Annotated in this window: 26 protein-coding genes and 3 pseudogenes; 11 read left to right on the forward strand and 18 right to left on the reverse strand. The window is 46.0% G+C overall.

The window, feature by feature from the left end:
• Positions 1-108: 108 nt before the first annotated feature.
• A pseudogene (locus tag NDI34_RS17580) lies at positions 109-339 on the reverse strand (MoxR family ATPase); the annotation flags it as partial.
• Positions 327-1,430, reverse strand: coding sequence for a helix-turn-helix domain-containing protein (locus NDI34_RS17585; RefSeq protein ID WP_348233318.1), 1,104 nt, complete (start codon positions 1,428-1,430; stop codon positions 327-329). The pseudogene NDI34_RS17580 and the gene NDI34_RS17585, both read right to left, overlap by 13 nt.
• A gap of 121 nt (positions 1,431-1,551) precedes the next feature.
• On the opposite strand from NDI34_RS17585, the gene NDI34_RS17590 reads away from it, so the two are divergent.
• The gene (locus tag NDI34_RS17590; protein WP_348233319.1) at positions 1,552-1,794 is read left to right on the forward strand and encodes a hypothetical protein; all 243 of its coding nucleotides are present in this window, start codon (positions 1,552-1,554) and stop codon (positions 1,792-1,794) included.
• Between the two features lie 74 nt (positions 1,795-1,868).
• Here the strand turns inward: NDI34_RS17590 and NDI34_RS17595 are convergent, their stop codons facing one another.
• Positions 1,869-2,066 (reverse strand): hypothetical protein, encoded by a 198-nt coding sequence (locus NDI34_RS17595; RefSeq protein ID WP_348233320.1) that lies wholly within the window; start codon positions 2,064-2,066, stop codon positions 1,869-1,871.
• Between the two features lie 25 nt (positions 2,067-2,091).
• Between NDI34_RS17595 and NDI34_RS17600 the strand changes: the two genes are divergently transcribed.
• Positions 2,092-2,244, forward strand: coding sequence for a hypothetical protein (locus NDI34_RS17600; RefSeq protein WP_348233321.1), 153 nt, complete (start codon positions 2,092-2,094; stop codon positions 2,242-2,244).
• Positions 2,245-2,309: 65 nt separating this feature from the next.
• Here the strand turns inward: NDI34_RS17600 and NDI34_RS17605 are convergent, their stop codons facing one another.
• Positions 2,310-2,570, reverse strand: coding sequence for a helix-turn-helix transcriptional regulator (locus NDI34_RS17605; RefSeq protein ID WP_348233322.1), 261 nt, complete (start codon positions 2,568-2,570; stop codon positions 2,310-2,312).
• Positions 2,571-2,681: 111 nt separating this feature from the next.
• Between NDI34_RS17605 and NDI34_RS17610 the strand changes: the two genes are divergently transcribed.
• The 3 genes from NDI34_RS17610 (at position 2,682) to NDI34_RS17620 (ending at position 4,694) form a co-directional block, all read left to right on the forward strand.
• On the forward strand, positions 2,682-2,990 hold the full coding sequence (locus tag NDI34_RS17610) for a hypothetical protein (RefSeq protein WP_348233323.1): 309 nt from the start codon (positions 2,682-2,684) through the stop codon (positions 2,988-2,990).
• On the forward strand, positions 2,983-3,276 hold the full coding sequence (locus tag NDI34_RS17615; protein ID WP_348233324.1) for a helix-turn-helix domain-containing protein: 294 nt from the start codon (positions 2,983-2,985) through the stop codon (positions 3,274-3,276). Before NDI34_RS17610 ends, NDI34_RS17615 begins: the two co-directional genes overlap by 8 nt.
• A gap of 104 nt (positions 3,277-3,380) precedes the next feature.
• Positions 3,381-4,694: a hypothetical protein gene (locus NDI34_RS17620; RefSeq protein WP_348233325.1), complete on the forward strand. Its 1,314-nt coding sequence runs from the start codon at positions 3,381-3,383 to the stop codon at positions 4,692-4,694.
• A gap of 44 nt (positions 4,695-4,738) precedes the next feature.
• On the opposite strand, the gene NDI34_RS17625 is transcribed toward NDI34_RS17620, so the two are convergent.
• From NDI34_RS17625 to NDI34_RS17655, 7 genes are all read right to left on the reverse strand, one after another.
• On the reverse strand, positions 4,739-5,248 hold the full coding sequence (locus NDI34_RS17625) for a TniQ family protein (RefSeq protein ID WP_190529036.1): 510 nt from the start codon (positions 5,246-5,248) through the stop codon (positions 4,739-4,741).
• On the reverse strand, positions 5,248-6,084 hold the full coding sequence (locus tag NDI34_RS17630; protein WP_348233326.1) for a TniB family NTP-binding protein: 837 nt from the start codon (positions 6,082-6,084) through the stop codon (positions 5,248-5,250). Before NDI34_RS17630 ends, NDI34_RS17625 begins: the two co-directional genes overlap by 1 nt.
• Before the next feature lie 2 nt (positions 6,085-6,086).
• The gene (locus NDI34_RS17635; protein WP_348233327.1) at positions 6,087-7,748 is read right to left on the reverse strand and encodes a Mu transposase C-terminal domain-containing protein; all 1,662 of its coding nucleotides are present in this window, start codon (positions 7,746-7,748) and stop codon (positions 6,087-6,089) included.
• Positions 7,749-8,066: 318 nt separating this feature from the next.
• Complete coding sequence (locus tag NDI34_RS17640) at positions 8,067-8,912, reverse strand: class I SAM-dependent methyltransferase (protein ID WP_348233328.1); 846 nt, start codon at positions 8,910-8,912, stop codon at positions 8,067-8,069.
• Positions 8,913-9,338: 426 nt separating this feature from the next.
• Positions 9,339-10,904, reverse strand: coding sequence for a circadian clock protein KaiC (gene kaiC / locus NDI34_RS17645; RefSeq protein ID WP_190415940.1), 1,566 nt, complete (start codon positions 10,902-10,904; stop codon positions 9,339-9,341).
• A gap of 94 nt (positions 10,905-10,998) precedes the next feature.
• Positions 10,999-11,313 (reverse strand): circadian clock protein KaiB, encoded by a 315-nt coding sequence (gene kaiB / locus NDI34_RS17650; RefSeq protein WP_190415941.1) that lies wholly within the window; start codon positions 11,311-11,313, stop codon positions 10,999-11,001.
• 104 nt (positions 11,314-11,417) lie between these two features.
• Entirely contained in the window at positions 11,418-12,365 is a 948-nt protein-coding gene (locus NDI34_RS17655) for a circadian clock protein KaiA (RefSeq protein WP_348233329.1), read from the reverse strand.
• A 371-nt stretch (positions 12,366-12,736) separates the two neighbouring features.
• Between NDI34_RS17655 and NDI34_RS17660 the strand changes: the two genes are divergently transcribed.
• The 3 genes from NDI34_RS17660 (at position 12,737) to NDI34_RS17670 (ending at position 18,558) form a co-directional block, all read left to right on the forward strand.
• Positions 12,737-16,126: an ATP-binding protein gene (locus NDI34_RS17660; RefSeq protein ID WP_348233330.1), complete on the forward strand. Its 3,390-nt coding sequence runs from the start codon at positions 12,737-12,739 to the stop codon at positions 16,124-16,126.
• Positions 16,127-16,414: 288 nt separating this feature from the next.
• Positions 16,415-17,422, forward strand: coding sequence for a hypothetical protein (locus tag NDI34_RS17665; RefSeq protein ID WP_348233331.1), 1,008 nt, complete (start codon positions 16,415-16,417; stop codon positions 17,420-17,422).
• A 59-nt stretch (positions 17,423-17,481) separates the two neighbouring features.
• Positions 17,482-18,558 carry a hypothetical protein gene (locus tag NDI34_RS17670; RefSeq protein ID WP_348233332.1) on the forward strand — a complete coding sequence of 359 codons (1,077 nt, stop codon included), beginning with the start codon at positions 17,482-17,484 and terminating at the stop codon, positions 18,556-18,558.
• Positions 18,559-18,655: 97 nt separating this feature from the next.
• On the opposite strand, the gene NDI34_RS17675 is transcribed toward NDI34_RS17670, so the two are convergent.
• Positions 18,656-19,186 carry an isochorismatase family cysteine hydrolase gene (locus tag NDI34_RS17675; RefSeq protein ID WP_348233333.1) on the reverse strand — a complete coding sequence of 177 codons (531 nt, stop codon included), beginning with the start codon at positions 19,184-19,186 and terminating at the stop codon, positions 18,656-18,658.
• A 33-nt stretch (positions 19,187-19,219) separates the two neighbouring features.
• Positions 19,220-19,348: a hypothetical protein gene (locus tag NDI34_RS17680; protein ID WP_348233334.1), complete on the reverse strand. Its 129-nt coding sequence runs from the start codon at positions 19,346-19,348 to the stop codon at positions 19,220-19,222.
• Positions 19,349-19,549: 201 nt separating this feature from the next.
• On the opposite strand from NDI34_RS17680, the gene NDI34_RS17685 reads away from it, so the two are divergent.
• The gene (locus tag NDI34_RS17685; RefSeq protein WP_348233335.1) at positions 19,550-20,140 is read left to right on the forward strand and encodes a Crp/Fnr family transcriptional regulator; all 591 of its coding nucleotides are present in this window, start codon (positions 19,550-19,552) and stop codon (positions 20,138-20,140) included.
• Between the two features lie 85 nt (positions 20,141-20,225).
• Positions 20,226-20,417: pseudogene (locus NDI34_RS17690) on the forward strand (DUF202 domain-containing protein); the annotation flags it as partial.
• 46 nt (positions 20,418-20,463) lie between these two features.
• Here the strand turns inward: NDI34_RS17690 and NDI34_RS17695 are convergent.
• The 4 genes and pseudogenes from NDI34_RS17695 to cysK form a co-directional block, all read right to left on the reverse strand.
• The gene (locus tag NDI34_RS17695) at positions 20,464-21,480 is read right to left on the reverse strand and encodes a sulfate/molybdate ABC transporter ATP-binding protein (protein WP_190427684.1); all 1,017 of its coding nucleotides are present in this window, start codon (positions 21,478-21,480) and stop codon (positions 20,464-20,466) included.
• Between the two features lie 576 nt (positions 21,481-22,056).
• Positions 22,057-22,577, reverse strand: a pseudogene (locus NDI34_RS17700) (MgtC/SapB family protein).
• 176 nt (positions 22,578-22,753) lie between these two features.
• Positions 22,754-22,882, reverse strand: coding sequence for a hypothetical protein (locus NDI34_RS17705; protein WP_277879682.1), 129 nt, complete (start codon positions 22,880-22,882; stop codon positions 22,754-22,756).
• Between the two features lie 100 nt (positions 22,883-22,982).
• Positions 22,983-23,945: a cysteine synthase A gene (cysK, locus tag NDI34_RS17710; RefSeq protein ID WP_348233336.1), complete on the reverse strand. Its 963-nt coding sequence runs from the start codon at positions 23,943-23,945 to the stop codon at positions 22,983-22,985.
• A gap of 32 nt (positions 23,946-23,977) precedes the next feature.
• Between cysK and NDI34_RS17715 the strand changes: the two genes are divergently transcribed.
• Entirely contained in the window at positions 23,978-24,106 is a 129-nt protein-coding gene (locus tag NDI34_RS17715) for a hypothetical protein (protein ID WP_277877696.1), read from the forward strand.
• 11 nt (positions 24,107-24,117) lie between these two features.
• Here NDI34_RS17715 and NDI34_RS17720 read toward each other — a convergent pair whose 3' ends face one another.
• Entirely contained in the window at positions 24,118-24,405 is a 288-nt protein-coding gene (locus NDI34_RS17720) for an Rrf2 family transcriptional regulator (protein ID WP_339380844.1), read from the reverse strand.
• Between the last annotated feature and the right edge of the window lie 139 nt (positions 24,406-24,544).

Here is a 24,544-nt window from a genome sequence, read left to right on the forward strand (position 1 = left end):
AACAAGTCTTTGAGCCGCTCCCATTGGTCATCGCGCAGGGCATACCGTCGTGTCATTGCTCAGCCTTTTCTTCTCTCTCTTGCTCTAGCTTATCTAATTGATGACACGCCCTAGCTCATAAGCGACAGCTTGAGCTAACCGCGTTTTACCGCATCCAGGCTCACCCTTGAGCAACAAAGGGCGTTTCTCCAGAAAGATAGCTAGGTTGACGGCATTAACCAGTTCTTTCGATGGCAAGTAAGGAACGAGTCCGTCCTTCTCACACTCCTCCTGTGAGATTGGCTTGCCAGTGTAGAATGGCTTGCCACTGGCAGCAAGTGGGGTTGCTAATCTAACCATTTTGCCAATACTCCTTCCCAACTAAGACCGCAGTGCTTGCAAATTTCTTCATAGACAAATTGGGGAACACCGTTACTTGACCTTTCTAACAGGATTCGGGAAGTCAACCCAGCAGGTATCTGCACTTGGCTCGATATACTCAGATTGTCTATCCACTCATCGAGCGCATCCAGTGGAAACGGACTAGCTGGCGGCAAGCACAGGGGAAGGCGGGGATACTCCGGATGCTCGCATTGCTCTGCTAGCCTGACACTTGTTTGACAAACGCTGCCGCAATAATCAACCAGAAACATCAACAGATGCGTTTCGCATTTGGGCATATTTTCTGTTGCCCTTGCCACAAGCGGTTCCCAGAACTCCTGAAGCCATGCCGAAAGCATCCCTGGCAGCATATAGTCCACCGTGTAAAAAATAAAAATGACATCCTGAGTCTGCCAGCGATCGCAAACCCGATCCATAATCTCGCTTGGTCGAGCATCTCTCGGCAGACTAAACCAAGGCGTGAGTTCTCGCCATAAGTTAGGGATACTCCTTCCCACGCCGCTATAGCTCACATCAATTTTGATTGGAGAGTGATTCTGCCACCCCCGCTTTAATCGCAAAAGCCGATTAACCAAAAATTGCTGTCCACAGCAAGGCTCACCGTGAATCAGAAACCCTGCGGTTCGATGTGATTGAATAACTTGTTTGAATAGCCGAGACTGCTCTCTAAAGTCAATCTGGAGAATTTGCTCAAAAAGAAAAGGAGATGTTTGAGCTGATATGGGTTCTACTTCATCAGGCGTGGATTGAGTATCTGAGAGTCCCGCATAACCAAGCAGCCGCTCTTGGAGAGAATCAATCCTAACAGGCGGTTCTGAACTCTCATCCTCTTGAGTCCCAAAATCAGCAATCTCTTCTAGGTCTAGCCCTAATTTTTGGCAAATTTCCTCAAAATTCAGATAACTAATAGGCTTGCCATTGAGAAATTTGCTTACAGTTTCTCTGTGTATTCCCAAAGCTTCAGCCAAACGCTGCTGGCTGGGAAAACCACTGCGTTTATAGGCTAACTTAGCTCTGCCGATGTACTCTAGCGCAACCTTAAGCGACATCGCTCATCTTCTGGCAGTGGCTTTCCTCATGTCGGTTTTTTGTCGGACTTTTGTCGGAGCGACACTCATTCCGACAGTCGCCGATTTTGATGAAAGTGTAGAACTATAAAGTAAGCCGATCATGGGAATCTTAGAGGCAGTCAAAACAATCCTGGAAATCATCGTGATTTTCCTGACCTTTCCCCAGTATGCACCAGTTCTAGCAGGGGTCGTTGCTTTGGGAGCTGTGTACTACCTGCTCGAAGACGAAGACGAGAACAACGAAGAAGACCAGTCAGCCACAAACAGATATGAGGCGATGGAGCAATACCCAGACACCAAGGAGCTTCCCTCAACCGAAACTCCACCTGAAGCAAAGCCATAGGGATGATGAATCGCACCCTCTTCATTAAGGGAGGCGCGATATTTGTCTGAAAGCTTTTTGAGTATTTTTACTCGTTAAGCTTGATGGCTTAGCCTGTAGTGGACATTATCCGGAGTAAACAGAGCAATTGGCTCAGCTTCAGTACATAGCAGATGTTCCTGACTCTTGTGATCCCAAACGCTGGTTAGCTTAGAAGGGGTCAAGTTATGACCTTTAGGAATGTGTGAGAAGTAAAAGCGATCGCCTGTAGCCTGCTGAGTGTGATCGCTCATTCATCCCCTGCCAACTTTTCCAGCAATGCTTGCCACACCTCAATCTGCTGCTGTAATTGTTGGATGCGATCGCCTTCCACCGATTTTAGACACAGAGATTGCCACTACTGTACGGCGACAAACTGTGCTGGATTCCTGGCAGGGACAAGACAGGCTTGGGAATTGCAATCGGCACTAACACATCGCTAATAAGTAAGCTAAAGTCCAGACTGGATGAGTGTTGTAGTCCTAAAGCTTGCCAGGTCAAGAAAGATTTTCTTGCTCACCTTCTACCTCAACACCGTAATCAGTGAACAAACGAGCAATAGATATATCCAGCGCTTTTGCCAGCTTCTCAATATTTTTCAGCGAGGGATTGCGAGTTCCCGTTTCGATGCCTGAGACGTAATTGCGGTGAAGCTCAGCTCTTTCAGCCAGTTCTTCTTGGGATAAATCTAGTTCTCGCCTTCGCCGCCTAATAGCTTTGCCAAAGCGGTACTCAATAGTGTTGTTGTTTTGTGTCACAAAACAATACTGAACGAGTACCGCAGCTAAATCCATCTATTATCAGTGAGTTTCTGCACACTATAAGTGTTATAAGGGGGAAGTAATACAGCCTCAGACAAGCAAGTTCCTATGTCTAACGCTACCCAGGCTCCACCCTTCGCTTTACCAGAGGTTTTCCCAGAACGCATTCCCCAACTCCAATGCCAATTGGGTGAATGGGTTTACTGGCATCAAGTTCTCAACAGAGATTTTGGTCTTATCATCGGTGTCCTCCACACGCACGAAGCCAGTTGTCTTGCCGCCAGACGACACTATCTAGTCTGGCTGGATGAGAAAAGCTCTTCCTACCACATCACTAATTGCGACTTTGCCTTTAAAGACGATATCCAACCTTTAAGTCAACTAGAACTAGAAGCAATGAGGGGCTACGATGCCTGACGATCCTCAAGCTCAAAAACGGCAACAATTGCTAGAACTACACAACCAGATGTTTATGTCTCCTAGTGAGTTCAGCTTTCGATGGGGTTTGGGTTATCAAGAACTAGCGCAAATCTGTCAAATCTCTAAATCCACCACTTATCACTGGTTAGCCGGACAAGCCAGCCGTAGAGAAACTGGTAAACCCTATCAGCGCATTATGGCTGTAACCGATATGCTACTGGAGAATAGCGATCTAGTTTACCCATTAATAGAACAATGGCAAGCAATGAGAAAAGAACTTTAGCTAACTAAGTTTTGCAATTTGACAAAACTTTTTAGCAGAGAGTTGACCTCCATAAAAATTTGGTACTACAGTGCAAGTAATTTAATAAATATGCTCTTAGTTCAATGAACCGGATTCCCAAGTATTACGACAATCAATCTCTTCCTCCAATTGAGATTTGCGATAATACCATATTGATTTGCGACTTAGAGATAGTAAGCCCAGATGCAGTAAGCTACCTGCAAAGATTACCAGAAGAAGAATACGAACAAGCTTGTATTCGAGCATTTGAGGTGGGTATATTTTGCCTAGAAAGAACCCAAACCAGCCAAGATACCGAATTTGTCAAAAGGCAGATTGAGTTATTAATGGCTGAAGTCAGTCGCGCTGTCACCGTTATTCCGAAAACTGTTCAGAAAGAATTAGTTAGTAAAATTGGTACGGCTGAAGGTCAAGTGTTAGCGCCAATCAATGCTCAAATTAATCTAGCATCAACTGTCCTCACATCGCGATTGAATGATGTCAAAACCTTGCTGTCTAATGATATAGACCCTACTAAAGAATCTTCTGTTTTGGGCAGCACTCTCAAAAATCTCAAAACCTTCTTAGACCCCAAACGCAGTGACTCAATTCAAGGCGTATTCACAACCACCCTCAAAAGCGTCACTGCTGAAAATGGCACTTTAGCTAAAGTTATCAAAACTGTCGTTAGTGAATCAATCAAACCTCTGACTACCGAAGTAGACAAACTGACTCAACAATTTCGCGAACGAGAAGTAGCCGAATCAGTTCTTCAACAGACAATCGCTAAAGGTATTACCTACGAGGAGTCTGTAGTAGCTGAACTGCAAAACTGGTCAAAATTTAGTAATGCGGAAGTTTATTATGTCGGTAATGATAAAGAATCTGGTGATATTGTCATTAAACTGACTCCCAACTCGCTGATTCCTACACCAATCTCCATTGTGATTGAAGTCAGAGACAGGGAATCGCAGCGTTGGGGCAGACAAAGAATCGCTCGACAACTAACTCAGGCAATGGCTCAACGTCAAACCAACGCTGCTATTTTCTTGAGCCGTTCTCGCGATGGTTTGGCTCAAGAGATTGGCAATTGGGCGGTAGGCGAATGCGAATACGGTCAATGGGTAGCAACTAGCCACGAAATGCTAACTGTCGCCATTCAGTTTTTGATTATTCGCCAACAATTAGCGAGTCAACAAAATTATTCGTCTCAACTGGATTGCGGTGCTATAGAGGCGCAGATACAGCGAATTGAAACGGCATTAGACTGTATTACCAAAATTAATACTTACCTAACTAATTTACGGACTAACGCTGACGCAATTCAGACGCAAGCCAAAGCACTCAAAGCTGAAATCCGTAGCGCCCTCGAATCAATCCAAGAAGCTATTCGTGTTGTCTCTGATGAAGGTAAGTGAGCTAAATTAGTTTTCTACAAAAATTATGCAGTTATGGTAAATCATCACAGACTGTTTCTTTTACCCTTTTGCATTTTTCCCATTTCTGCAAAAGTTGTAAAACAACGCTGACACCATCCATCTGCCCACAAAGCCGGAATTTTAAACCTTGCCCCACAGTTGGGACATTCTGAAAGTAAACTTAGCTGGTGGCGATCGCATCCCTGTGTTGTCTTAAACTGCCACTCAATCTTGTGACAAGGGGACTCACCATAACACGCCCCACACAAACGAATTGGTTCGTGCTTCATCCCCACCCCTTCAGGCGGTAACATCTCCCACAAGAGATCCGCATCCACCTGAACCACCTTCGCCAACGCTTCCAACTCCCTGCGCGATGGAAACGGATTGAGATAGAATTTTTCCCATCGTGCTACAACAGCACCGATTCCTGCCTCTTTCCCTAACCTTGAAGTAGATAAATTATTTTCCCGTCGAAAACGCCCTAGAAAATGACTTAAACTCTCGCCTTCTAGTGGTGCGATCGCAAACAACCAAGGTTGAATCTGATCCATCACTTATATTCCTGTGCTACCTGTTGCAAAGTTGCCTGATCGATCTTCATCAATCCCTTCTCTAAAGCTCTAATTCCCGCTTCCCGCAAAATCATATCCATCAACCCGATATAACCACCCGTTGCTTCGCCTAAAATCTTCAACATTTGCTTAGTACCCAGATTTGACGGTACAGGTAAACGCAATACATCTTGTTCCCAAATCTCTACAGTTTCTTGAAACTCATTCCCCTGCAACTTGCCAAAACGATAAGAAGCACGGAAACGGTTATGAACCTGTTCATCACGCTTAATCACGGTATCAAGGCGATCTGTTCCTACCAAAACCACAGAAATACCCAAATTATCAAAAATATCCCGCACATCAGCGAAAGTCTTGGGCTTTAACCGATCCGCCTCATCAATAATCAACATTTCTACACCGCAGCGTTTAAGAACCTGTAGTGTCCGACTACGAATTTCTCCCACCGTTCCCTTAACCATTTTGTATTTCAGATGCTCAATAATCACCCGAAATAATTCGCCTGAAGTACATTCTTGTGGAGGTTGAATATACACTACAGGCACAATCGGCGGTTTTCCTACTTCTTGAATTGGTCTGTGCCTTAATCTATAAGAATCACAAGCTACAGTTTTTCCTGTCCGCGACTCCCCGACAACTCTACAAGATTGACGCGATCGCCTTTTCCCTTCTAACCAATCATGGAGTTTGCTAACTTGCTCCAACTCCACAACGCTTTTGCCTCTTAATCGTTCAATTTCCGCTTGTAATTTGGCATCTAGCGACTTAATTTCTCCTAATTGTTCGGCGACAGATTGAGCTTTATTTTCTGCCATGATTACCACCCATAATCCTCTTTTAACTGGTCATAATTCAATACCCTTGGTTTCTTTTTCGGTACTGGCGTATCTTCAATCTCTGGTTCTGGTTCAACCTCAACAGGCTTGGATTTCAAGACAGCAGAGTGTAATTGTTTTTGTTCTTCCTTCTGTCGTTCCTTCTTGGTCTTTTTCTTGGCAACAAAAATATCTCTGTCTCTTACTTCCTCCAAAATCGAATGATTACTGATGGTTTTCCCTTTTTCCCGAATCTTCTGATTACTTGTCTTAACTTCTTCCAACGATATTTGTTCTGTCTCCAATCCAGTGGCATACGCCCTAGCTAATAATATTTCTTTATTTTTTTGCCGTTGATAAACCAGCACACTGGTAATATCTCTAGGGTCATAGCGCAAAACCACCCGTTCCCCCGCATATCCCGCTAACTTCTCTCCTTGATACATCAAATTCTCAAAGCGGATATAACCCTCTCGGTAAATTGAGCGATTGGTCTGCTTCATCAAACAAATATCTAAATCTCGCTCACCAATTAAATCTGGCGTTGCTAACAAACCTGCTTCCCAACGCTGATAGCGCGTCTGATCTCCCATGCGCTTATCTATCCGTTGGTTATAGCTATCTACGATGTAGCGGACAATTAACTTTTCCAATTCCCGCAGAGTTAAACAAGCTTCCTTTTCTGCTTGTTCTGGACGTTGCTGTACATTTGAGCCAACATATCCAGGTAATCCTGCAAATAACTCTGTATTCAGAGTCCCAAACGGACGCTCAACCACACCACCTTCACTAGGGCGATCGCGTAGAATACAACTAAAACCTAACTGTACGCCAATTTGCTTTAAGTGTTCCGAGCGAAAATCTTTGCCGCCATCTGTAAATAAGTATTCTGGTTTGCCATACGTTCCCCACTGGCAATGCAACCCATACTCAGCCCCATAGTTTTTGGGTAACATCGCATGACGCAACGCCAACGCTACTACTTGAGAACTTGGCGCATCAAACCCCACGCGAATGCCCAGAATGCAGCGTGAGTAAGTATCAATTACTGTCGTTAACCAGGGGCGACCTATAATTTCTCCCTCTATATCAACCACCAGCGCATCGACCCAAGTATGGTCACACTGCCACACATGGTTGCTGTACTCCACTGAAATATCGTCACCTGTGCGGGTTTTAACCGATAACTGTGAACCTCGCCACCCTGGACTACGAACCCCTTTCTTTTGCTCTTGCGCTTCAATCAAGGGCTGTAATACTCGATAAACCGTGCGGTAATTCGGATAATCCGCTTCTCTTAATTCCTTAGCTCTAACTTCAACCCTTAAAGCAACCTGCTTGCGGGAGATCCGCTTACCACCCTTATTCCCCTCACGGTAGGTTTTGATAATAAAGTCTTGCCACTCTTGAGAAATGCGATGCTTGCCTTTATCTGCCCTCTCTGTGCCAGTTAAGGCTAGTAAACCTTCTGCTTGCCACTTTTCTACCAATCGCTGCACCGTTCTTACTGATTTGCCAAGTTTCTTGGCAGCTTCTTTGAGTCGTTGCCCGTAAGTTTGGCGATCGCACGGTTCCAGCAAACTCTCAATAATGTCTAGCTTCAGTTTCGCCTCATGCGAGAGTTCGGTCACAATTGCAGAGGCATCATGGTTATCTGCCGTCATCTTTCAACAATACTGTTTAATTGCAACATAGTACAATTATACTGATAGCGACAAACAATCTGTCAAAGATGATAAAAATCCTCATTTCCGAACTTGGACAACTAATTTGGCAATTTCCAGAGATTAGACACTTAATTTGTCAATTGACTCCAAATGAGGGTAAAGATAGTAAAATAGCCTGTAACCCTTGTATAGTGATGGTTACAGGCTTTGATTTATCTGTGACAAATAATTTGTCAAAATGACATTTAATTAGTCAATCGACAAAAGCCCTAAAAAGAAGAGGCGCGATCGCGTCTCTTCTTTAGCCTTTAAACTTTAACCTTTCGAGTAAACGCAATAACCACTCGCCAAAATCCCTTTTAAAAATTTGGAAGGATTCACTTCCCGCTCGATATCTGGCGAAGCAGAAATATCAACTCCCCTCAGTTGTTCTGGTAGCAGGGCAGATTTATGGGGTTTTATCGTGTATTGGGGGCATTTTTGCGAGAGTTGGGAATTTTTCAGCAGCCAGTTGATTTCCCGCAACGAGTATTGCTTTAAATCGGCTAAATTGAGTCCGGATTTCCTGACTTTCCTCAAAACGTTATCCAGAATATTTGCCGGACAGTATCGGTTGTAAAATAAATCCTCAAAAATAAAGACTCCCCCTGGCTTGATGACACGAGCAATTTCTGCCAGGTTCTTGCTGAGTTGTTGTTTTTCTAGGTGAAGAAAAACACTACTTGAGATTACAAATTCTATTGAATTGTCCTCAAAGGGCAACTGACCCATTGGCATACAAATCAAAGAAAAATCCGATGAAGAGAATAAATTGTATGCCTTATGAAAGGTCAACATCCGACGCAGCATATTTTCGGAAATATCTATTCCGTAATACCGATTGCAGGTAATTTTTTTTTGTTTTGAAAGATAGGCAGCATGTCTGCCATATCCACAACCCAGATCCAAAATCGAATCAAAATGTTTGCCTGTCGGAATATTCTCCCAAATTTCTTTAGGAGTTTTTTGAGAAGGGGTAGTTTGTTCCCATTGCAGTGCAGCTTTCTCCCAGATTTGCTTCAGATTCAATCTGGAATCAGCTTCATAGTTTTTCGGGAAAAATATCTCATTGAGCAGTTGAAAATTGTTTAACTGAAGTTGAGATTTTTTTAAGGTCGGCATTTGACTCAATCTCCTCCCCTAGGCTGTGGTTGGATGAAAGCGACTATTTTGTATTCTTCAGTACCCCAGCCTTAAAGATTCGGGTAACTCCGTAAATATCCGGACTGATGTTCTTTATATTTAATCTTTCCTTCAAAAATATTGCTATGGCTGAGAGCTTATCTTTACTTAAGCTTTAAATAAAAAGAGAGCTGACCGCAGAAGTATAAAGTTTCTGTAAAGAAGACTGAAATTCTCAAGACAATAAATTCTGGATTTTCTCGTAAAATCAAGGCTTCTAGGCGATTTAACCGTTTTCAATCTGTTTCCAAATTAGGAAAAATGACCGCACTCCGGGTTGTGGGTGAGAAAATGCTTATATCCGTATATCTTCGGATATAAGCCTAAAGATAGAGTCGTTACCGATTCCAGATGCTGAAAGCAGTATTAGATTTCTGTATCGTCAGTGTTTTCCCTCATCCCTCTGACAATTCGGGAGAGTTCGCTCTTTTCATCAACCGCAATCCGAGTAGGAGAACCACTGATAATTCGTTCGTAATTCCGGAACGAATCCTTAATTTCAGCTCCTGCATCACTAATCGTGTACTCGCGGATGCCTTTTTCATGCCACGAACCCCGCATTTTAAAGACATTGATAGCGCGGGACATTTCACCGCGAATTTCCACATATTGCAGCATCAAAATCGTGTCTGTAATGGTGGAAATATGGGAATCCGTAATCGAGTGGGAACCCATAAAGTGGTCTGTGGTATTGGTAAAAAAGCCAGTGATTTCCTCTTGCTTGGCATAACCTGTAACCCCAATCACAAACTGCCGGAAGGCGTTGTTGCTGACGCCTCGAGCTAATGCCGAAAGCGAATCAATGGCAATGCGAGACGGCTTGAATTCAGCAATTTCCGACTTAATCATCTGCAAGTGGTCTTCTAACCCAGCCGACTCTGGATAGGTGCAAAGGATTCTCAGCAATCCTTTTTGTTCCATCTCCTCAAAATCAATGCCCCAAGAGTAGGCGTTGCGAGACAGTTGGGCACGAGATTCTTCGTAGGCAAACAAAATGGCACGTTCGTTGTTCGTACAGGCAACTTGCAAAAATTTGCTGACTAAAAGCGTTTTGCCAGTACCCGTGGCACCTGTTGTCAGAATGATAGAATCTTTAAAAAATCCACCTCCACACATTTCGTCGAGGGTTTTGACACCCGAAGACACCCGGACATTAGAAGAACGCTGGGTAAGCCGCATCGCTCCTAGCGGGAAAATATTGATGCCATTATTGGTCATGGTGAAAGGGTATTCCCCTTTCATGTGAGTGGTGCCACGAAGTTTAAGAATTTCAATCGTGCGACGACGGCGTTCTCCTTCCAAAACGTTGCGGACAATTGCCACGTTATCGGAAACAAACTCTTCTACTCCGAACCGCGCCACGGGGCCATATTCTTCGAGCCGTTCCGTCGTCATCACCGTAGTGACGCCAATTTGTTTGAGGCGAGCTACTAAGCGAAAAATTTCTCTTCGTACCACAGAAGCAGCATCATATTGCTGAAAAACAGCGGTGACAGAATCGATAGAAACCCGCTTAGCTTTGTATTTACGAATGGCGTACTGAATCCGCTCAATTAGGGCGGAAAGGTCAAAGTTCCCGACGACTTCCTGCCCTTCCGGATCGGGTGAAGCATCCAGAATAAATAACTTTCCTTCATCAATTAAGCGTTGCAGATCCCAACCAAAACTGGAGGCATTTTTGATGATATCGGTAGGAGATTCTTCAAAGGTAACAAATACCCCAGGCTCATCAAAATAGGCAATTCCATGATAAAGAAATTGAACGGCAAATAATGTCTTGCCAGTTCCAGAAGTACCACTGAATAAGGTAGTTCTCCCTAAAGGTAAGCCTCCATGACTAATATCATCGAAGCCTTCAATCATCGTCCGGATTTTTTGTACTCCCACCGGAGCCAATTCGGCTTGTGGCTCAATCGGATTAGTTTTACTCATCGCTCTTCCGTCGCAAAAATTGGCTCTACTTGCAGAAACGGGCTAGGAAACCTACAACAGTTTAAAGTCTAAAGTCTCCAGTCCGAATTAAAGTTTATAAATCCGCTTCGGCTTCAGCAAGTTCTTCATAGAGAATATCTAGCCCTACCAAGACTTTTTCCCGATCAGAAAGATCCCCAATGATTTTGCGGACTGGAGGCGGTAATACTTTTGCTAAGGTGGGTGTGGCTAATATTTTATCTTCCTCTGCCAGTTGCGGATTTTTGAGAACATCGATCACTTTGAGAGCGTAGACACCTTGAAACTCGTGTTCGAGGATATTTTTGAGTGTTGTCAAAGCTCGTACAGAATTGCTAGTATTTCCAGCAACGTAGAGCTTGAGAACATAAGTTTTCTTTAGCGCACTCATAGCTTAGGGATTAGGGTAAGAGTTTTGGAGTGGGAAATCGGGATTGTCTAAAGTCTAAGGTTTTTTTCGGAGTCTGCTTTAAATGAATCGCTTAAAGCGTAGGCTCATGACTCTCTAGGAATGGAACGGCGATACATTTCGCACAAGTGAGCAATGACATCAATTAAAGTCAATCGATAGTCCAGTAAGACTTCTTCACTCCGCCCCTCTAATTTCAGTTTTTTGGAAAAATCATCCATTAATTCCATGTGAATTTCAACAATTTGAGAAACAGAGAGATCGGCAAAAAAAGCCGTTGTCACAAATTGGTCGATTATTTGATTCAGTGTACTCTCTGTGGAAAAGTAACTGAGAACAATTTTGCGGTATTCTGCCCGTAGTTGCTGTAAAAGTTCTTGCTTCTCCGTTCGGGATAGATAGCGGAAAAAAGACTGTGGATTTCGCTTATAGTACACACCCAAGTATCCTAATCGCTCCTTAAGTTTTTCAGACAGCCGTCGCTGCTGTAGCATGAGAAAATTTTGAGTATGCAACTCGGTGATGGGATCGACGGTGATGGAGCGATCTGGCAGGAGACAGGTGGGAGCAAGAGTAAGAAACTGAGCGATCGCCCGTTCAATCAACCGCGCGATCTTGTCCGCTTCGGTTGCAGCTACATAAACTTCCCCAGGGTGGTAGATGTAAGTCTCCAAGGCTTGGGTAGAATTCGGGGCGGTACGGGGGGGATTTTGCCCCTCTAGGGTGGTCGATCCCTGACTGGCTTCGTCCGCTACCCCGGATAAAATCACAACTGGCAGCAGTATGCCTTGTTCGTATAAACGATTGACGAGGGGGCGCAACGATGAGTCTTCTTGTAAAACCAAACAATCAATTTGTTGCTTGTACTGCTCAACCCAGTCAAACAACTCCGGTAAGGACGATATCTGGTTTAGAAGATAGCGATGTTCTATGGCGATCGCTTCTTTGGGGGATTGGCTGCACAATGAATCGCGTAAGGACTGTGCCAGCGACTCCGAGCGCACAAAAGTACAAATAGACAGCGGATGATGCAAAACTTTAACTATTCTAGAGTAGAAATTAAATTACTGTTTGTCTGGAGACATCGCTCAGGAGGAGGATCTCTCACCGGCATTCTTCATTAACTACTTAATATTAATTTAATCATTAATCCAATTGTTATTAATTGTAATTAGTAGGCTCAAGAAGCCCCCTCGACCGAGGCATAATTGAGCAGTACCTTGTTTTTGCTTTTTTAAAACTAGCTCTACGAAATTCAACCTTTGTCAACTCCTTTTTAAATACCTATAGGCTGTAGGCAGGGAAAAACCCAAGCGCTCTCCGCACCTACTGAGCCTCAGCGATGAATTCGAGCGGCGACGTACTGCGTGCGTTCTTGTTGCACTTTCCCCTAGCCAGGTTGGTCATGTCCATATCCACTCCCAGTTTAAAGGAATTTATCGAGCCAGTTCCCGTTTGCGAACAAACAGTGGCATTGGTGAGGGTGCTGGAGATTTTTAGCTCTGGTAGTTGCGATCGCCTGGTGGTGGTCAGCGAACAACAACATCCACTGGGAGTCATCAATCTGCGGGCAATGATGCCTCATCTTCTAGTAACAAATTCGTTCAGCCAAAAAAATTATTTAGTTGCTCCTTTGACGCTGGATTTACAGCAACCCCTGTGTCATCTAAATTTTCCGCTGATTGAACGGTTGACAACGTTACCGAGTCAGCTGTCTCTGAAGGAATTTCGCCTGTATTTGCGCTCATGCAATTCCCAAACACCGCAACATTGGGCTGTGGTCGATCCCACTCATCAATTCTTGGGTTTGTTAGATAGCCAGCGGATCTTGAAATTCATGGCAACCGCCGAAGGCAGCGAGGAATGGGGCATCGGCAGTAGTCAGAAGAGAGCTTCCCAAGCCTATACCCCAGGAGAACTCCAAGAAGACGCGATCGCCTTGCGGGAAGCAACCCCGCTCCGAGAAGCTGCCCTCCAGGCATCCGGACATCTACGCAAACCGCCCTTCCCTTGGTCAGTCGCAACAAACACAGTTCAACGCCCTGCTGCGGAGAAGCCGACAGGGGGACACGTGGGGCAATCGCACGGCGGGCACAGAACCTTAGTGCAACTGTTGGAACAACTGCCATTGCCTTTAAGGTTGCAAACAAGTTCTGGACAAGCGATCGCCCAGAACCTAACTTGGCGTCAGCAGATTGGGGAAAGCTTTAACCCACCCGTAGTACAGCAAGAGGCACCTGCCAGATTAGATTCCTTGCCCTCGGTGTGGAGCGAGATATTCGCCGGAAGTTCTAGCGCCCAGGAAATTCAGCCTGCTCGGCGATGGGAGCCTTCAAAGCAAAGCAACCGAATCGATTTGGGTGCAGATGAAGCCTCTGTTAGCAGTGATTCTGCCAGCGTGATGTCAGCGACAGAAGCCACCCTGACTCTAAATAACCCTCTCGATAATTCCTCAGCAACCCAACCTTCTAGAACCTGGAAAAAGAGCAACGAGCGCATTTGGCAGTTTGTCAAAATTCCCCTGTGGCAGAACGGGGCTGAGTTAGAACTTCTCGAAACCTTAGGCAAAACCCCAGTACAGGAGTTCCGAGGAAATTCTTATCTTCCCGCTTCTTCCTCTTCACTGAATCCTGACCCGCAATCTTCAGCACTCGGCACTGACTTATGGCTGGTGATGGCAACTGATATCACGGAACAGCAGCAGGTTGCCAAGGAACTAACGGCTAAAAATGCGGATTTGGTGCAACTCAACCGGATGAAAGATGAGTTTTTAGCCTGTATCAGCCACGAACTGAAGACTCCCCTAACTTCCGTGCTGGGTTTATCCAGCTTGCTCAAGGATCGGGTACTGGGACAGCTGAACGAGCGTCAGGAACGCTATGCAAAGCTGATTCATCAGAGTGGGCGTCAGTTGATGACGGTGGTCAACGATATTTTAGATTTGACCCGCATGGAGACGGGGCAGTTGGAACTGTCGCCAGAACCCGTGAATCTTCTGACAGTGTGCGATCGCGCCTTATCTCAAGCGAGACAACTCCAGACCTTAAAAGACCAACCGGCAACGGGGCATGAACCAGTCAGCAACGCCAAAGAGGAACTGGGTTTTACGCTCAGTATCGAACCTGGATTAGAAACGATTGTGGCGGACGATTTGCGTCTGCGCCAGATGCTCACTCACCTGCTTTCCAACGCCCTCAAATTTACCGAAGCGGGCGGCGAAATTGGACTGAAAGTTAGTCGGTGGGAAGGCTGGATTGCTTTTACTGTTTGGGACACTGGCATTGGTATCCCAGAGGCAAAACAACATTTAATTTTTCAAAAATTTCAACAGCTAGAAGACCCGATGACCCGCCGCTTTGACGGGACGGGGTTGGGGCTGGTTTTAACCCAAGGTTTGGCTCGTCTGCACGGTGGGGATGTTTCCTTTATCTCCAAACCCGGTGAGGGAAGCCAGTTTACCCTGCTACTTCCTCCGATTCCCCCGACGCGCAAGGAGGAAGGAAGCCGGATGAAGGCTCAAAAAAATCGGGATGCATCCTTCACTCCCCATCGTTCATCCTTGAACCGCAATCGGTTGATTTTGATCGTTGAAGCCGCACCCCAGTACATCGACCATCTCACTCAGCAACTCACCAGTTTAGGCTATCGAGCTGCGATCGCTCGTTCCGGGACAGAAGCCCTCGAAAAAGCACGGCGATTTCAGCCACAAGCCATACTGCTCAACCCGTGCTTGCCCCTGCTTTCCGGCTGGGACGTGCTGACTCTGCTCAAATCAGACGACCAAACCTGCCACATTCCAGTCATCGTGACAGCCGCTAACGCCGAAAAAGAGCAAGCCGCCTCCAACCGAGCAGATGGCTTTTTAACGCTGCCAGTCCAGGCGGAAACTTTACGCCACAGCCTGACTTGTTTAACCAAGCCAAAGCAATGCACCAACGTCAGCCTGACGATTTTACATCTCACTTCTCTTGAGCAAGCCGCGATAGAATTTTCGCCCACCGCATTGGGACTCTCGCCAAATCACCGGGTTCTAGAAGCCGACGATCTAGAGCAGGCAGAACTTCTGGCTCGCGTTTGGCAGCCGGATGTCGTTATCCTCGATGGTGGGGGTCTAGAAGATCCGCTTGCCTATCTCCAACAACTTGCCTCACAGACGACCCTAGCTTCTCTACCTTTAGTAACGCTAGATCGCCCGACGACTGAGGCGGCAAATCAAGTGAGCAGTCTTTGTGTCTTTCCCTGTTTGGCAGGAGATGGGAACGATCACACCGCCGCCTTATTGCAGGTGATTCAGATTGCCGTCGGGATGAGCTGTAAGCCAAGCATTTTAGTCGTCGATGCGCGATCGCTGATGGATTTGTCGGCAAGCGTCAATCGCTACCCGACCAGCGAAGCCTTCGACCCTCGATTGTTCGCTAAACCCCAGCGGGGCAGCTCGAAGGCATCGCCTCTGATTCACTACCTACAAAAAGCCGGGTTTAGAAGTATACTTTCGCGGTCTTGGACTGAAGTATTGCGGCAACTTCAACAGCAAAACGTTGATTTATTGCTGATCGATCTGGCAGACATGGAGCTAAATCCAGGCTTGATGGAGGCGCTGGCTTCCTTGAGACAGATGCCTTTTCTGCCGCCGATTTTGGTGCTTGAGCATCAAAATGATGGGGTCGATGAAGCTACCTCAGAGTTGCCGGAAATCCTCAGCGCGATCGCTACCAAAATTCTGCGCGTGCCCACCCTATCGATGGCAGAAGTGTTAGACCAAATTCACCAAACCCTTACCCAATCAACCTACTAACTCTCATCCCCACCTCACCTTCTCGTTCCCCGGTGCAGGGGTACGGCATTGCCGTGCCTGCTGAAATGTTGGCATGGGCGACTACCTACTCAAGCCATTTATAAGTAGTAACTTTTTATACACCTGTTTCCCGGAGTATTTTCCCTTGACAATGCCATAATTCCTTGAGTATATTGCACTAGTAGTAGAACATTTGTTCTACTTAAAAGCTGTGTTCCTGGTTAGATTGCGACACTCTGCTGTAGGAAATTTACCTACGACGGAGCAACTTTTTTATGGAGAAAAAGCATGAATAAATTGGCGTCCAAAGACAGCAAAGAACAGATTCTGGAAGCCTTCAAACAAATAATTGCAGACAAGAAAAAAATCGAGTCAAAAATAGCGACCAAGGAACAAGAAGCAGAAAAAGAAAAGAACAAAGAAGTTCTTCAAGCAGCTTCTACTTATACGATTGATAGTATTGTCAAAGGTCTAGCCGATCTGCAATTAGAGTTTGGCGGAATTGTTTTTGGACTCTCCGCAAAATTAACGGGTGAAACTTCAAAGTTAGACGAACTAAAACGGGCGCTAGACATTGAAACGCAGCATTTGCAAGAACTTCAGCAAATCAGAGTCGTCGCAGATGCGCTGCACATCTTAACGCAAGAACACCAAGAAAACCTAAAATCACTTGAACAAAAAATAGCCAGCGAACGGGAAGCACTGGAAAAACAACAGTCTACCATCCGCAAATCTTGGCAAAAAGAACAGGAAGAATTTGAAACGACACTCCAAGAACAAAATGCTCTATTAACTGCCGAACGCCAGCGGGAAGTTGAAGAATATCAATACGATTTAGAACGTACTCGGAAAATAGAGACAGATGAGTACGAAGAAATTAAGCGAAACTTGGAACGGGAATTGCAACAATCTGAAAAAGAGAAAGAAAAACAGTGGTCAGAGCGAGAAAACAGTCTGACAAAGCGTCAAGCAGAATTTACGGAGCATCAAAAGAAAATAGAAGGATTTCCTAAAGAATTGGAGGATGCTGTTAAAAAAGCCAGAGAAGAGGCAATTAAAGACGTTCACCAAGACGCTAAAGTGCAAGCTGATTTGTATGAAAAAGAGTGGGAAGCGACTAAACAGGCGAATGAATTTAAAATTCAATCCCTAGAGCAGACAATTCAAAAACAATCTGAACAAATAGCAGAAATGACTGCCCAACTTCAAGCCGCTTTGAAGCAAGCGCAAGATATTGCCATGAGAGCCTTTGAAAACTCCTCCGCTAAATTGACAGGTACCGAAAAGAGAAATTAGAAATTCGTTTCTAACTGGCTCCAGAGTAAATAGCGTTTCTCAAAAATAGGAGATTATCAATGGCAAGAAAACTCAACGACAAAAACACCAAGGCTGAAATCTTAGCGGCGTATGAGGAATTAAGTAAAGAGAAAGCAGCGCTGGACTCGCAACTGAAGCAACTGAATCAAAGTAAACCACCAGCGATTAAAGAGAAACAACCATTGGAATCGAGGATAACAATGAATCAGGCTGCTGCGGATCAACAAAAAATGGATCGGGTAATTGAAAGTCTGGCAAAGCTGCAATTAGGATTCGGGGGTGCTGTCAGCGAGTTGTCCGAGAAACTGACATTAGAAGCTTCTAAGCTCCAAGAACTCAGGGGTTCTGTCGCCACAGAGGTTAAAGAATTAGAAGACCTGCATAGTTTAGAAATTGCCGAAGGAATGTTGGATACGCTCATCCAACAGTATGAAGAAAGCTCTAAAACTTTTGAAGAGGAACTCAGCCAAAGGCGGGAAAATTTAGAGCAAGAAACACTAGAGCAAAAAAACGCTTGGTTCAAAGAACAAGAAGAACGTAAACGCTCAATTAAGGAGCGGAATGAAACGCAAGCTAAAACGCGACAACGGGATGTGCAAGAGTATCAGTACGATCTAGAACTCCAGCGCAAAATTAACCAAGATGAGTACGATCAAACCAAGAAAGGTTTGTATAAGCAACTGGAAGAATTCCAGCAAGAAGAAGAGAAAAAATGGGATGAGCGGGAGAAAGCGATCGCTGAACAAGAAAAACAATATGACGAGGCGAAAGCTAAGGTAGAAGCATTTCCCAAGGAACTGGAAGCGGCTATCAAAAAAGCCAAGGAAGAAGGTAAAGGCATTGCCCATTACCAAACCAAAATTAAGTCGGATTTATATGCTAAAGATGTGGAAATGCAAAAGCGTTTGCACGAACAGAGAATTCAGTCTTTAGAGGAGACGATTCGCAATCAGGACTCCCGGATTCTCAGCCTCTCGAAACAACTCGATTCTGCGCTTAAGCAGGTTCAGGATCTAGCTGTGAAAGCAATTGAAGGGGCATCAAATGCTAGTTCCTATCAGTCACTGAAAGAAATCACGCTGGAGCAAGCGAAAACTCTCCAGAAAAACAAATAAGATTATTCGTTGGGTTGCATAAATTGTAGAGACGCGAAGCGGTGCTGCTTCGCGTCTCTCGCGTCTTTTTACTAACCGAACTATTTATCTGCTGCTTCTACGGCGCAGCTAGCATCCCTCCTCCAAGACCCGCATCGTGCAACCGCTGGGCACCAATATTGCGGCTGAGTACCGCCAGTCCCGCCAAATGCGCTTGCAAACCGGCTGTGTTGGCGCAGCAGTCAGTCAGCACAAGTGGTTCAATGCCGATATCGAACAAATCCATCGCAATCTTTAACACGCACATATCGGTATCGATACCGACGACAAAGATCCGCTCAATCGAATTTTCGCGCAGGTAATGCGCCAGTTTGTCTGGCATTCCGCACAGTCCCGACTTTGAGAACACAAGTTCTGGCTTGACAAAAGGTTCGAGTTCTGAAGCCAGGTTTGTTTCTGCGTCGCTGTCGCAGCCGTGCCAGTTCAGAAAGCGACAGTACGGCCCGTCGGACACATTGATAAAGCGTGTAAACAGAATTGGCGCGTACTCGTGGCGCTGGATCAAGCGGACAACACGCTCCGGAATATGATGCGTGAAGTCGTTGATAAAACCAGATTGCACATCGACGATGAGTAATGGCTCGGACATTTAAACGCTTTCCTTGGGCAGCCTTGCTTTCTACTATGAGCTGATTATCTCGTAACCGCCCCTGATAGCCGCATCGTACATTAGAGCGATCGCGCGATCGTCTTCTGGTTGTACAAGGTCAATTGGACGCTGACGATCGGGTAATTGCGCCGAGTCCAGCAACTCTTGTTCTCATCCAGTGCTATCTATTGCCGCACAATTTCGGGAATGCTAGGATTTTAGTTTCTTAATCTACAGTTTTCCGAGCGGAATATAGTATATTTGGTTGAAACCTCTTCAATGCATCTCTGCAACCAGGGTTCGGCAAGCATAACTGCGATCGCTCTGGATTTTCGTAGCTGTTTTAAAATTGGATGACTATCCATGACTGCTTCCCCGTTTTTATTACCTAGCGCTGCTCACCTGAAGCGACGGACATTTTCACGGCGCTCTCTACTGCCTTTAGAGCAGAATTATCTCTGGCGAATCGAGACTGGGGTCGTTCGCACCTTGACCTGGCTTGAAGACGGCACACCCATTACGCTCGGTTTATGGGGGCCAGGAGATATTGTTGGCAGAGTGCTATCTAAGGCTGACCCTTATCAAATTGAATGCCTAACCCTGGTAGAGGTAAAAGTTCTGCCAGTTAGCAAGTGTCAAGAAGCCACCGAGTCGATGATTCTGCATATTCAGCAATTTCAAGAATTTATAGAGATTCTGCATTGCAAATCAGTGGACGCTTCACTCCTGCGACTGTTGACTTGGCTGGCAAAAAGGTTCGGTCGTGAAATCGAGCAAGGAAAACAGATTGATTTGCGTTTGACGCATCAGGAAATTGCCGAACTCATCGGTGCCACTAGAGTCACGGTGACGCGACTGCTCAATGAATTTGAGAAGCGGGGAATTATTCAGCGCCTGCCTCACCGCTTCATTGTGCTGCAAGAGCAACAACCGTTCTGGCACTACGAAATTTAATCCGACTAAACTACATCAGTTTCAGGGGTATAGAGTGCGAACGGTGAGCGATACAAAAAGTAAAGGGCGGTAGAGTTCATCGCGGGTGCGCGATCGCTTGGCAGACGAGCGCACCTATCTGGGGTGGATGCGGACAGCGATCGCTTTGATGGGTTTTGGCGTCGTCATCGTCCGCCTTCGCAACTTCTTTCCGCCCCAGGCGCACCGTCCAGGCAATGGCTGGAAGTTGGGTTTAGTCTTCTCTCTAGTGGGTCTGGTAACGGTGCTACTTTGTACTTGAGTCATTGCAGCACCTAACAGTAACATTGTTTCTACTTAATTGCTCAATTTAAAGAGTATGCGGGGAAGGTCTTGGCGTGTTGGGGTTTGACATAAACTAGCTGCTGGGGTTGCAGTTGCAACTGGTTTAAGCGATCGCGCGTAATATAAGCTGTGACTTCCTGACCATCCTTAAAACGCAACTCAATTTGAACTTCCCAACCTAGATGCACGATGCGGTTGACCTTGGCTGGGGCAGCATTTTCTTCAGGCACCGTATGGATCGCGACATCGTGGGGACGCAAAAACACATGAGAAGTTGGCGACTCCAAGTTCGACAAGCGAAAAATACCAGCAGAACTTGGTAGAACATTCACCGGGCCAACGAAACTCATCACAAACGGGGTTGCTGGATGGTCATAAATCTCTGCGGCAGTCCCTACCTGTTCCACCCGACCTTTGTTAAACACCACAATTTGATCGGCAAGTTCCATTGCTTCTTCTTGGTCGTGGGTAACAAACACAGTGGTGACATTTACCCGTTCGTGTAAGTGTCGCAACGAAGCTCGCAGTTCTTTACGTACTTTGGCATCCAAAGCTCCAAATGGCTCATCCAACAGCAATACTTCGGGATCGACAGCCAAGGTTCTCGCCAAAGCCACCCGTTGCCGCTGTCCCCCAGAAAGCTGAGATGGGTAGCGATCGCCAAACCCATTAAGCTGCACCAAGTCTAAAAGTTCCTCTACCCGGTGTCGAATCCTGACTTTGGGCGCTTTGCGTAACTCTAGACTAAAGGCAATATTCTGGCGGACGGTCATGTGCTTAAACAGCGCATAGTGCTGAAACACAAAGCCGATGCCGCGCGATCGCACGCTTTGCTGGGTCACGTCCCGATCGGCGATTCTGATTCTACCGCTGTCTGGAGTCTCTAAACCTGCAATCAGCCGTAATAAAGTGGATTTCCCCGATCCAGAAGGTCCCAAAAGCGCCACTAAAGAGCCACTTTTAATATCTAAATTGACCCCTGAAACCGCCTGAAAAGAGCCAAATCGTTTCGATACGTCTTCAATCAAAATACTCATAGCGACTGTTTCCCAATTTTCTTAACGTGCGGGTTTCCTTGACAAAAAACCGAATTAGGTTAGATGAATCCCTTGAATCTACGGTTTATCGCTCAACTTACTGTACATTTAATACCATAAAACTGAGAACACTTCTACCTGAAGGATGAGGGTGGCTGGTTCGATGAGGAACTCCGTCGGGAAGATCGCTCACGAGAACGTCGCTCACGCTTTGATTTCAAGGCACTGAGGGGCGAGGAGATGCCATACACACGCACTCTTTTCTAATTCCTAAGTGCTGTAAGATTTAGGCAATTCAATCTACAGTTTACGGATCAAGATTCCTTAATTTGCGGTCAAAATCTCTTCTAATTCATCTTTTCTAGGCTGGCTAAACAAACTCAGCTAAGTGCGATGAAGAAGGGAAAATCGCATCCTGACGTACCCGTAGAGATAATCAAAAGCCCAGACTACAAGAATCGCATCGCTTCACATCGAAGCCGCGCCATATCTGACCAATGTAGGCGGCAGGACGCCGGAATCTACTGCAACTGAATTTACTTTCACCCCTCGCTCTTAAAAGCCCTAAAAGCGAAGTTATTGCTGCGCTGCATCTTGATTCGATGCAGCGTCTTTTTCCGGTGTTTTCGTCCGATTGTCATCGTGAAGACGAATCAAGGGAGACTTCTTGAGTTTCTTCACTCCACTAAGAACCACCAATGCAAATAGCGTTCCAATCAGACTCATTCGCCATAATCCACAGCCTGCGGCTGCTCCCAATCCAGCCGCCAACCAAATAGTTGCGGCGGAAGTTAGCCCCTTGACTTCGGCTTTTCTAAGTGTTTGATGAGATTGTTGCAGAATCATTCCCGCACCCAAGAACCCAACTCCCGTAGCAACGCCTTGGATGGTGCGACTCAGAGCATTGGAAGAAGAAAAGGTATTGTCACCATCCACCTGCAAAGGAATTATTACAAATGCGGCAGCGCCTAAGCTAACGATCATAAAAGTTCTCAAGCCAGCAGGTCTACCAGGCTGCTGGCGGTTCATGCCAATCGCACCGCCAACCAGTAAAGCCTAAAAGTTACACTCTGCCAATCGCTTGGGCTGAAAAACATCGAACTCATTGCTGGAACTCCCAGAACAACTAGAATACCGATCCCTCAGTCCCCCAACGTACTGATTGAAAACTGGGCTATGGTAGTCCAGTTACTTGTGACTGGCTAGGCGATATCTTCCCTATTTCACAGTAAATACGGTAATCCGCCCGATTTACTGTACTTTAAAAATCAATTTAGGTTAAGAATCGGTTAAAAGCAACCATAAAACTAAACTGGCGATCGCTCTCTCCGCTTGCAGAGAATGTAGGGGCACCTCTGGCGGGTGCCCTGCCTAGAGTGATGTCACCTCCCAGAGGTGCCATGAATGTTTTTACTGGGCGATCGCAAATAAAATAAATGCGATCGCGTCTTGCATCAAAGTATTAGCACTAATGCACTGATACAACGACTCCAACCGTTGGTTTAAACCAGAACTGGATAATCCTGAATTTCCGGTTCTCGAAATAACGGTGTACTCAGATAACGTTCGCCAAAACTGGGTTGCACCATAACAATCAAACGACCTGCATTCTCTTCACGTTTAGCAATCCGAATTGCAGCACCTAAAGCAGCTCCCGCAGAGATACCCGACAACAACCCTTCTTCTCGACCCAAGCGGCGACCGTAATAAATCGACTCCTCATCCGTAACAGCAATCACTTCATCGATTAGCTCTGTTCGGAGAACTTCTGGGATGAATCCAGCACCAATCCCTTGAATTTTATGCGCTCCCGCCTGACCGCCAGAGAGAACTGGACTGCTGACGGGTTCTACAGCGATCGCTTTAAAACTCGGTTTTCGTGCCTTGATGACCTCAGCCACTCCCGTCAGCGTGCCACCTGTCCCAATTCCCGCAACCAAGAAATCTACTTCACCGTCAGTATCAGCCCAAATTTCCTCGGCTGTCGTTTCCCGATGGATTTTGGGATTTGCTGGGTTGCGAAACTGTTGCGGTACAAAAGCGTTCGGAGTTGTCGCCGCAATTTGTTCGGCACGGGCGATCGCTCCCTTCATGCCTTCAGCGCCAGGAGTCAGTTCCAGTTGGGCACCATAGGCTTTGAGCATCGCCTGCCGTTCTTGGCTCATTGTCTCTGGCATCGTCAAAATCAAGGCGTAGCCTTTCGCCGCCGCTACCATCGCCAGTGCAATGCCAGTGTTGCCAGAAGTCGGTTCAATGATAATCGTTTTTCTCGGCTGAATTAGACCCGCTTCTTCAGCAGCTTGAATCATGCTGACGCCAATGCGGTCTTTTACTGAAGCGGTCGGGTTCATCCCCTCCAACTTCGCAACAATTCGCGCTACACAGCCTTCAGATTGCGGAATCCGATTCAGCTCAACCAGAGGCGTATGACCAACTAATTCCGTGACATTATGAGCAATTCGCATCTTTACTACTCCGCCAAAGTTAGATGTAAAACATGGACTCAACTGTTGACTCTCATCCCATTTCGAGAGCAGATCCTGTAACGTCTCGCACTGCAAGACGGCGTGAAGCGATCGCCCGTGGCGAATCCTATCTGTCGGTGCTTCCTGTCAAATTTCCTTAATCGCAAAGTCTTCAAGGGTTTGCGAAGCAGTTAGACTCAAGGGTTCCAGTTTCTCTGTCCCCTCTAAACAAGCCAGCACCTGTCACACCGTAATTCGCTGGGGTTCCTCCGCCAACAAATAACCTGATGAAAGCGCCTCGTTGACTGAGGACTAAACCGCAGCGCCACAACGTCATCAACACCTGCGCTAAATAGCGGTCTGGTATTTGTTGACCGGCAGCGATGTGGTCTATTTGCAGGAAGTCTCGCGGCTTGTGGTGGCTGGCTAGTTCTAGGAGAGCCAGGAAAGCGTACCTCACCTTACAGGACAGTCCATCGCATGGGATTCTCTCAAGCCAAGAACGTTTTCCACTATACTACGGTTCGTCGATAGGAATTATGCAGTTTTATGATTGTTTTTGTAGATAGGCTATGGCATACTCCTACTTAGAAGCAAAA

Origin of the sequence: Trichocoleus sp. DQ-U1 (assembly GCF_039961925.1) — a bacterium.
GTDB lineage: Bacteria > Cyanobacteriota > Cyanobacteriia > Cyanobacteriales > FACHB-T130 > FACHB-T130.

Excerpts from the sequence above, each read along its gene's own strand:
- NDI34_RS17585 (WP_348233318.1), bottom strand. The coding sequence starts at position 1,430 with ATGTCGCTTAAGGTTGCGCTAGAGTACATCGGCAGAGCTAAGTTAGCC.
- NDI34_RS17590 (WP_348233319.1), top strand. The coding sequence starts at position 1,552 with ATGGGAATCTTAGAGGCAGTCAAAACAATCCTGGAAATCATCGTGATT.
- NDI34_RS17595 (WP_348233320.1), bottom strand. The coding sequence starts at position 2,066 with ATGAGCGATCACACTCAGCAGGCTACAGGCGATCGCTTTTACTTCTCA.
- NDI34_RS17600 (WP_348233321.1), top strand. The coding sequence starts at position 2,092 with ATGCTTGCCACACCTCAATCTGCTGCTGTAATTGTTGGATGCGATCGC.
- NDI34_RS17610 (WP_348233323.1), top strand. The coding sequence starts at position 2,682 with ATGTCTAACGCTACCCAGGCTCCACCCTTCGCTTTACCAGAGGTTTTC.
- NDI34_RS17615 (WP_348233324.1), top strand. The coding sequence starts at position 2,983 with ATGCCTGACGATCCTCAAGCTCAAAAACGGCAACAATTGCTAGAACTA.
- NDI34_RS17620 (WP_348233325.1), top strand. The coding sequence starts at position 3,381 with ATGAACCGGATTCCCAAGTATTACGACAATCAATCTCTTCCTCCAATT.
- NDI34_RS17625 (WP_190529036.1), bottom strand. The coding sequence starts at position 5,248 with ATGGATCAGATTCAACCTTGGTTGTTTGCGATCGCACCACTAGAAGGC.
- NDI34_RS17630 (WP_348233326.1), bottom strand. The coding sequence starts at position 6,084 with ATGGCAGAAAATAAAGCTCAATCTGTCGCCGAACAATTAGGAGAAATT.
- NDI34_RS17635 (WP_348233327.1), bottom strand. The coding sequence starts at position 7,748 with ATGACGGCAGATAACCATGATGCCTCTGCAATTGTGACCGAACTCTCG.
- NDI34_RS17640 (WP_348233328.1), bottom strand. The coding sequence starts at position 8,912 with ATGCCGACCTTAAAAAAATCTCAACTTCAGTTAAACAATTTTCAACTG.
- kaiC (WP_190415940.1), bottom strand. The coding sequence starts at position 10,904 with ATGAGTAAAACTAATCCGATTGAGCCACAAGCCGAATTGGCTCCGGTG.
- kaiB (WP_190415941.1), bottom strand. The coding sequence starts at position 11,313 with ATGAGTGCGCTAAAGAAAACTTATGTTCTCAAGCTCTACGTTGCTGGA.
- NDI34_RS17660 (WP_348233330.1), top strand. The coding sequence starts at position 12,737 with ATGTCCATATCCACTCCCAGTTTAAAGGAATTTATCGAGCCAGTTCCC.
- NDI34_RS17665 (WP_348233331.1), top strand. The coding sequence starts at position 16,415 with ATGAATAAATTGGCGTCCAAAGACAGCAAAGAACAGATTCTGGAAGCC.
- NDI34_RS17670 (WP_348233332.1), top strand. The coding sequence starts at position 17,482 with ATGGCAAGAAAACTCAACGACAAAAACACCAAGGCTGAAATCTTAGCG.
- NDI34_RS17675 (WP_348233333.1), bottom strand. The coding sequence starts at position 19,186 with ATGTCCGAGCCATTACTCATCGTCGATGTGCAATCTGGTTTTATCAAC.
- NDI34_RS17685 (WP_348233335.1), top strand. The coding sequence starts at position 19,550 with ATGACTGCTTCCCCGTTTTTATTACCTAGCGCTGCTCACCTGAAGCGA.
- NDI34_RS17695 (WP_190427684.1), bottom strand. The coding sequence starts at position 21,480 with ATGAGTATTTTGATTGAAGACGTATCGAAACGATTTGGCTCTTTTCAG.
- NDI34_RS17705 (WP_277879682.1), bottom strand. The coding sequence starts at position 22,882 with ATGGCACCTCTGGGAGGTGACATCACTCTAGGCAGGGCACCCGCCAGA.
- cysK (WP_348233336.1), bottom strand. The coding sequence starts at position 23,945 with ATGCGAATTGCTCATAATGTCACGGAATTAGTTGGTCATACGCCTCTG.
- NDI34_RS17715 (WP_277877696.1), top strand. The coding sequence starts at position 23,978 with ATGGACTCAACTGTTGACTCTCATCCCATTTCGAGAGCAGATCCTGTA.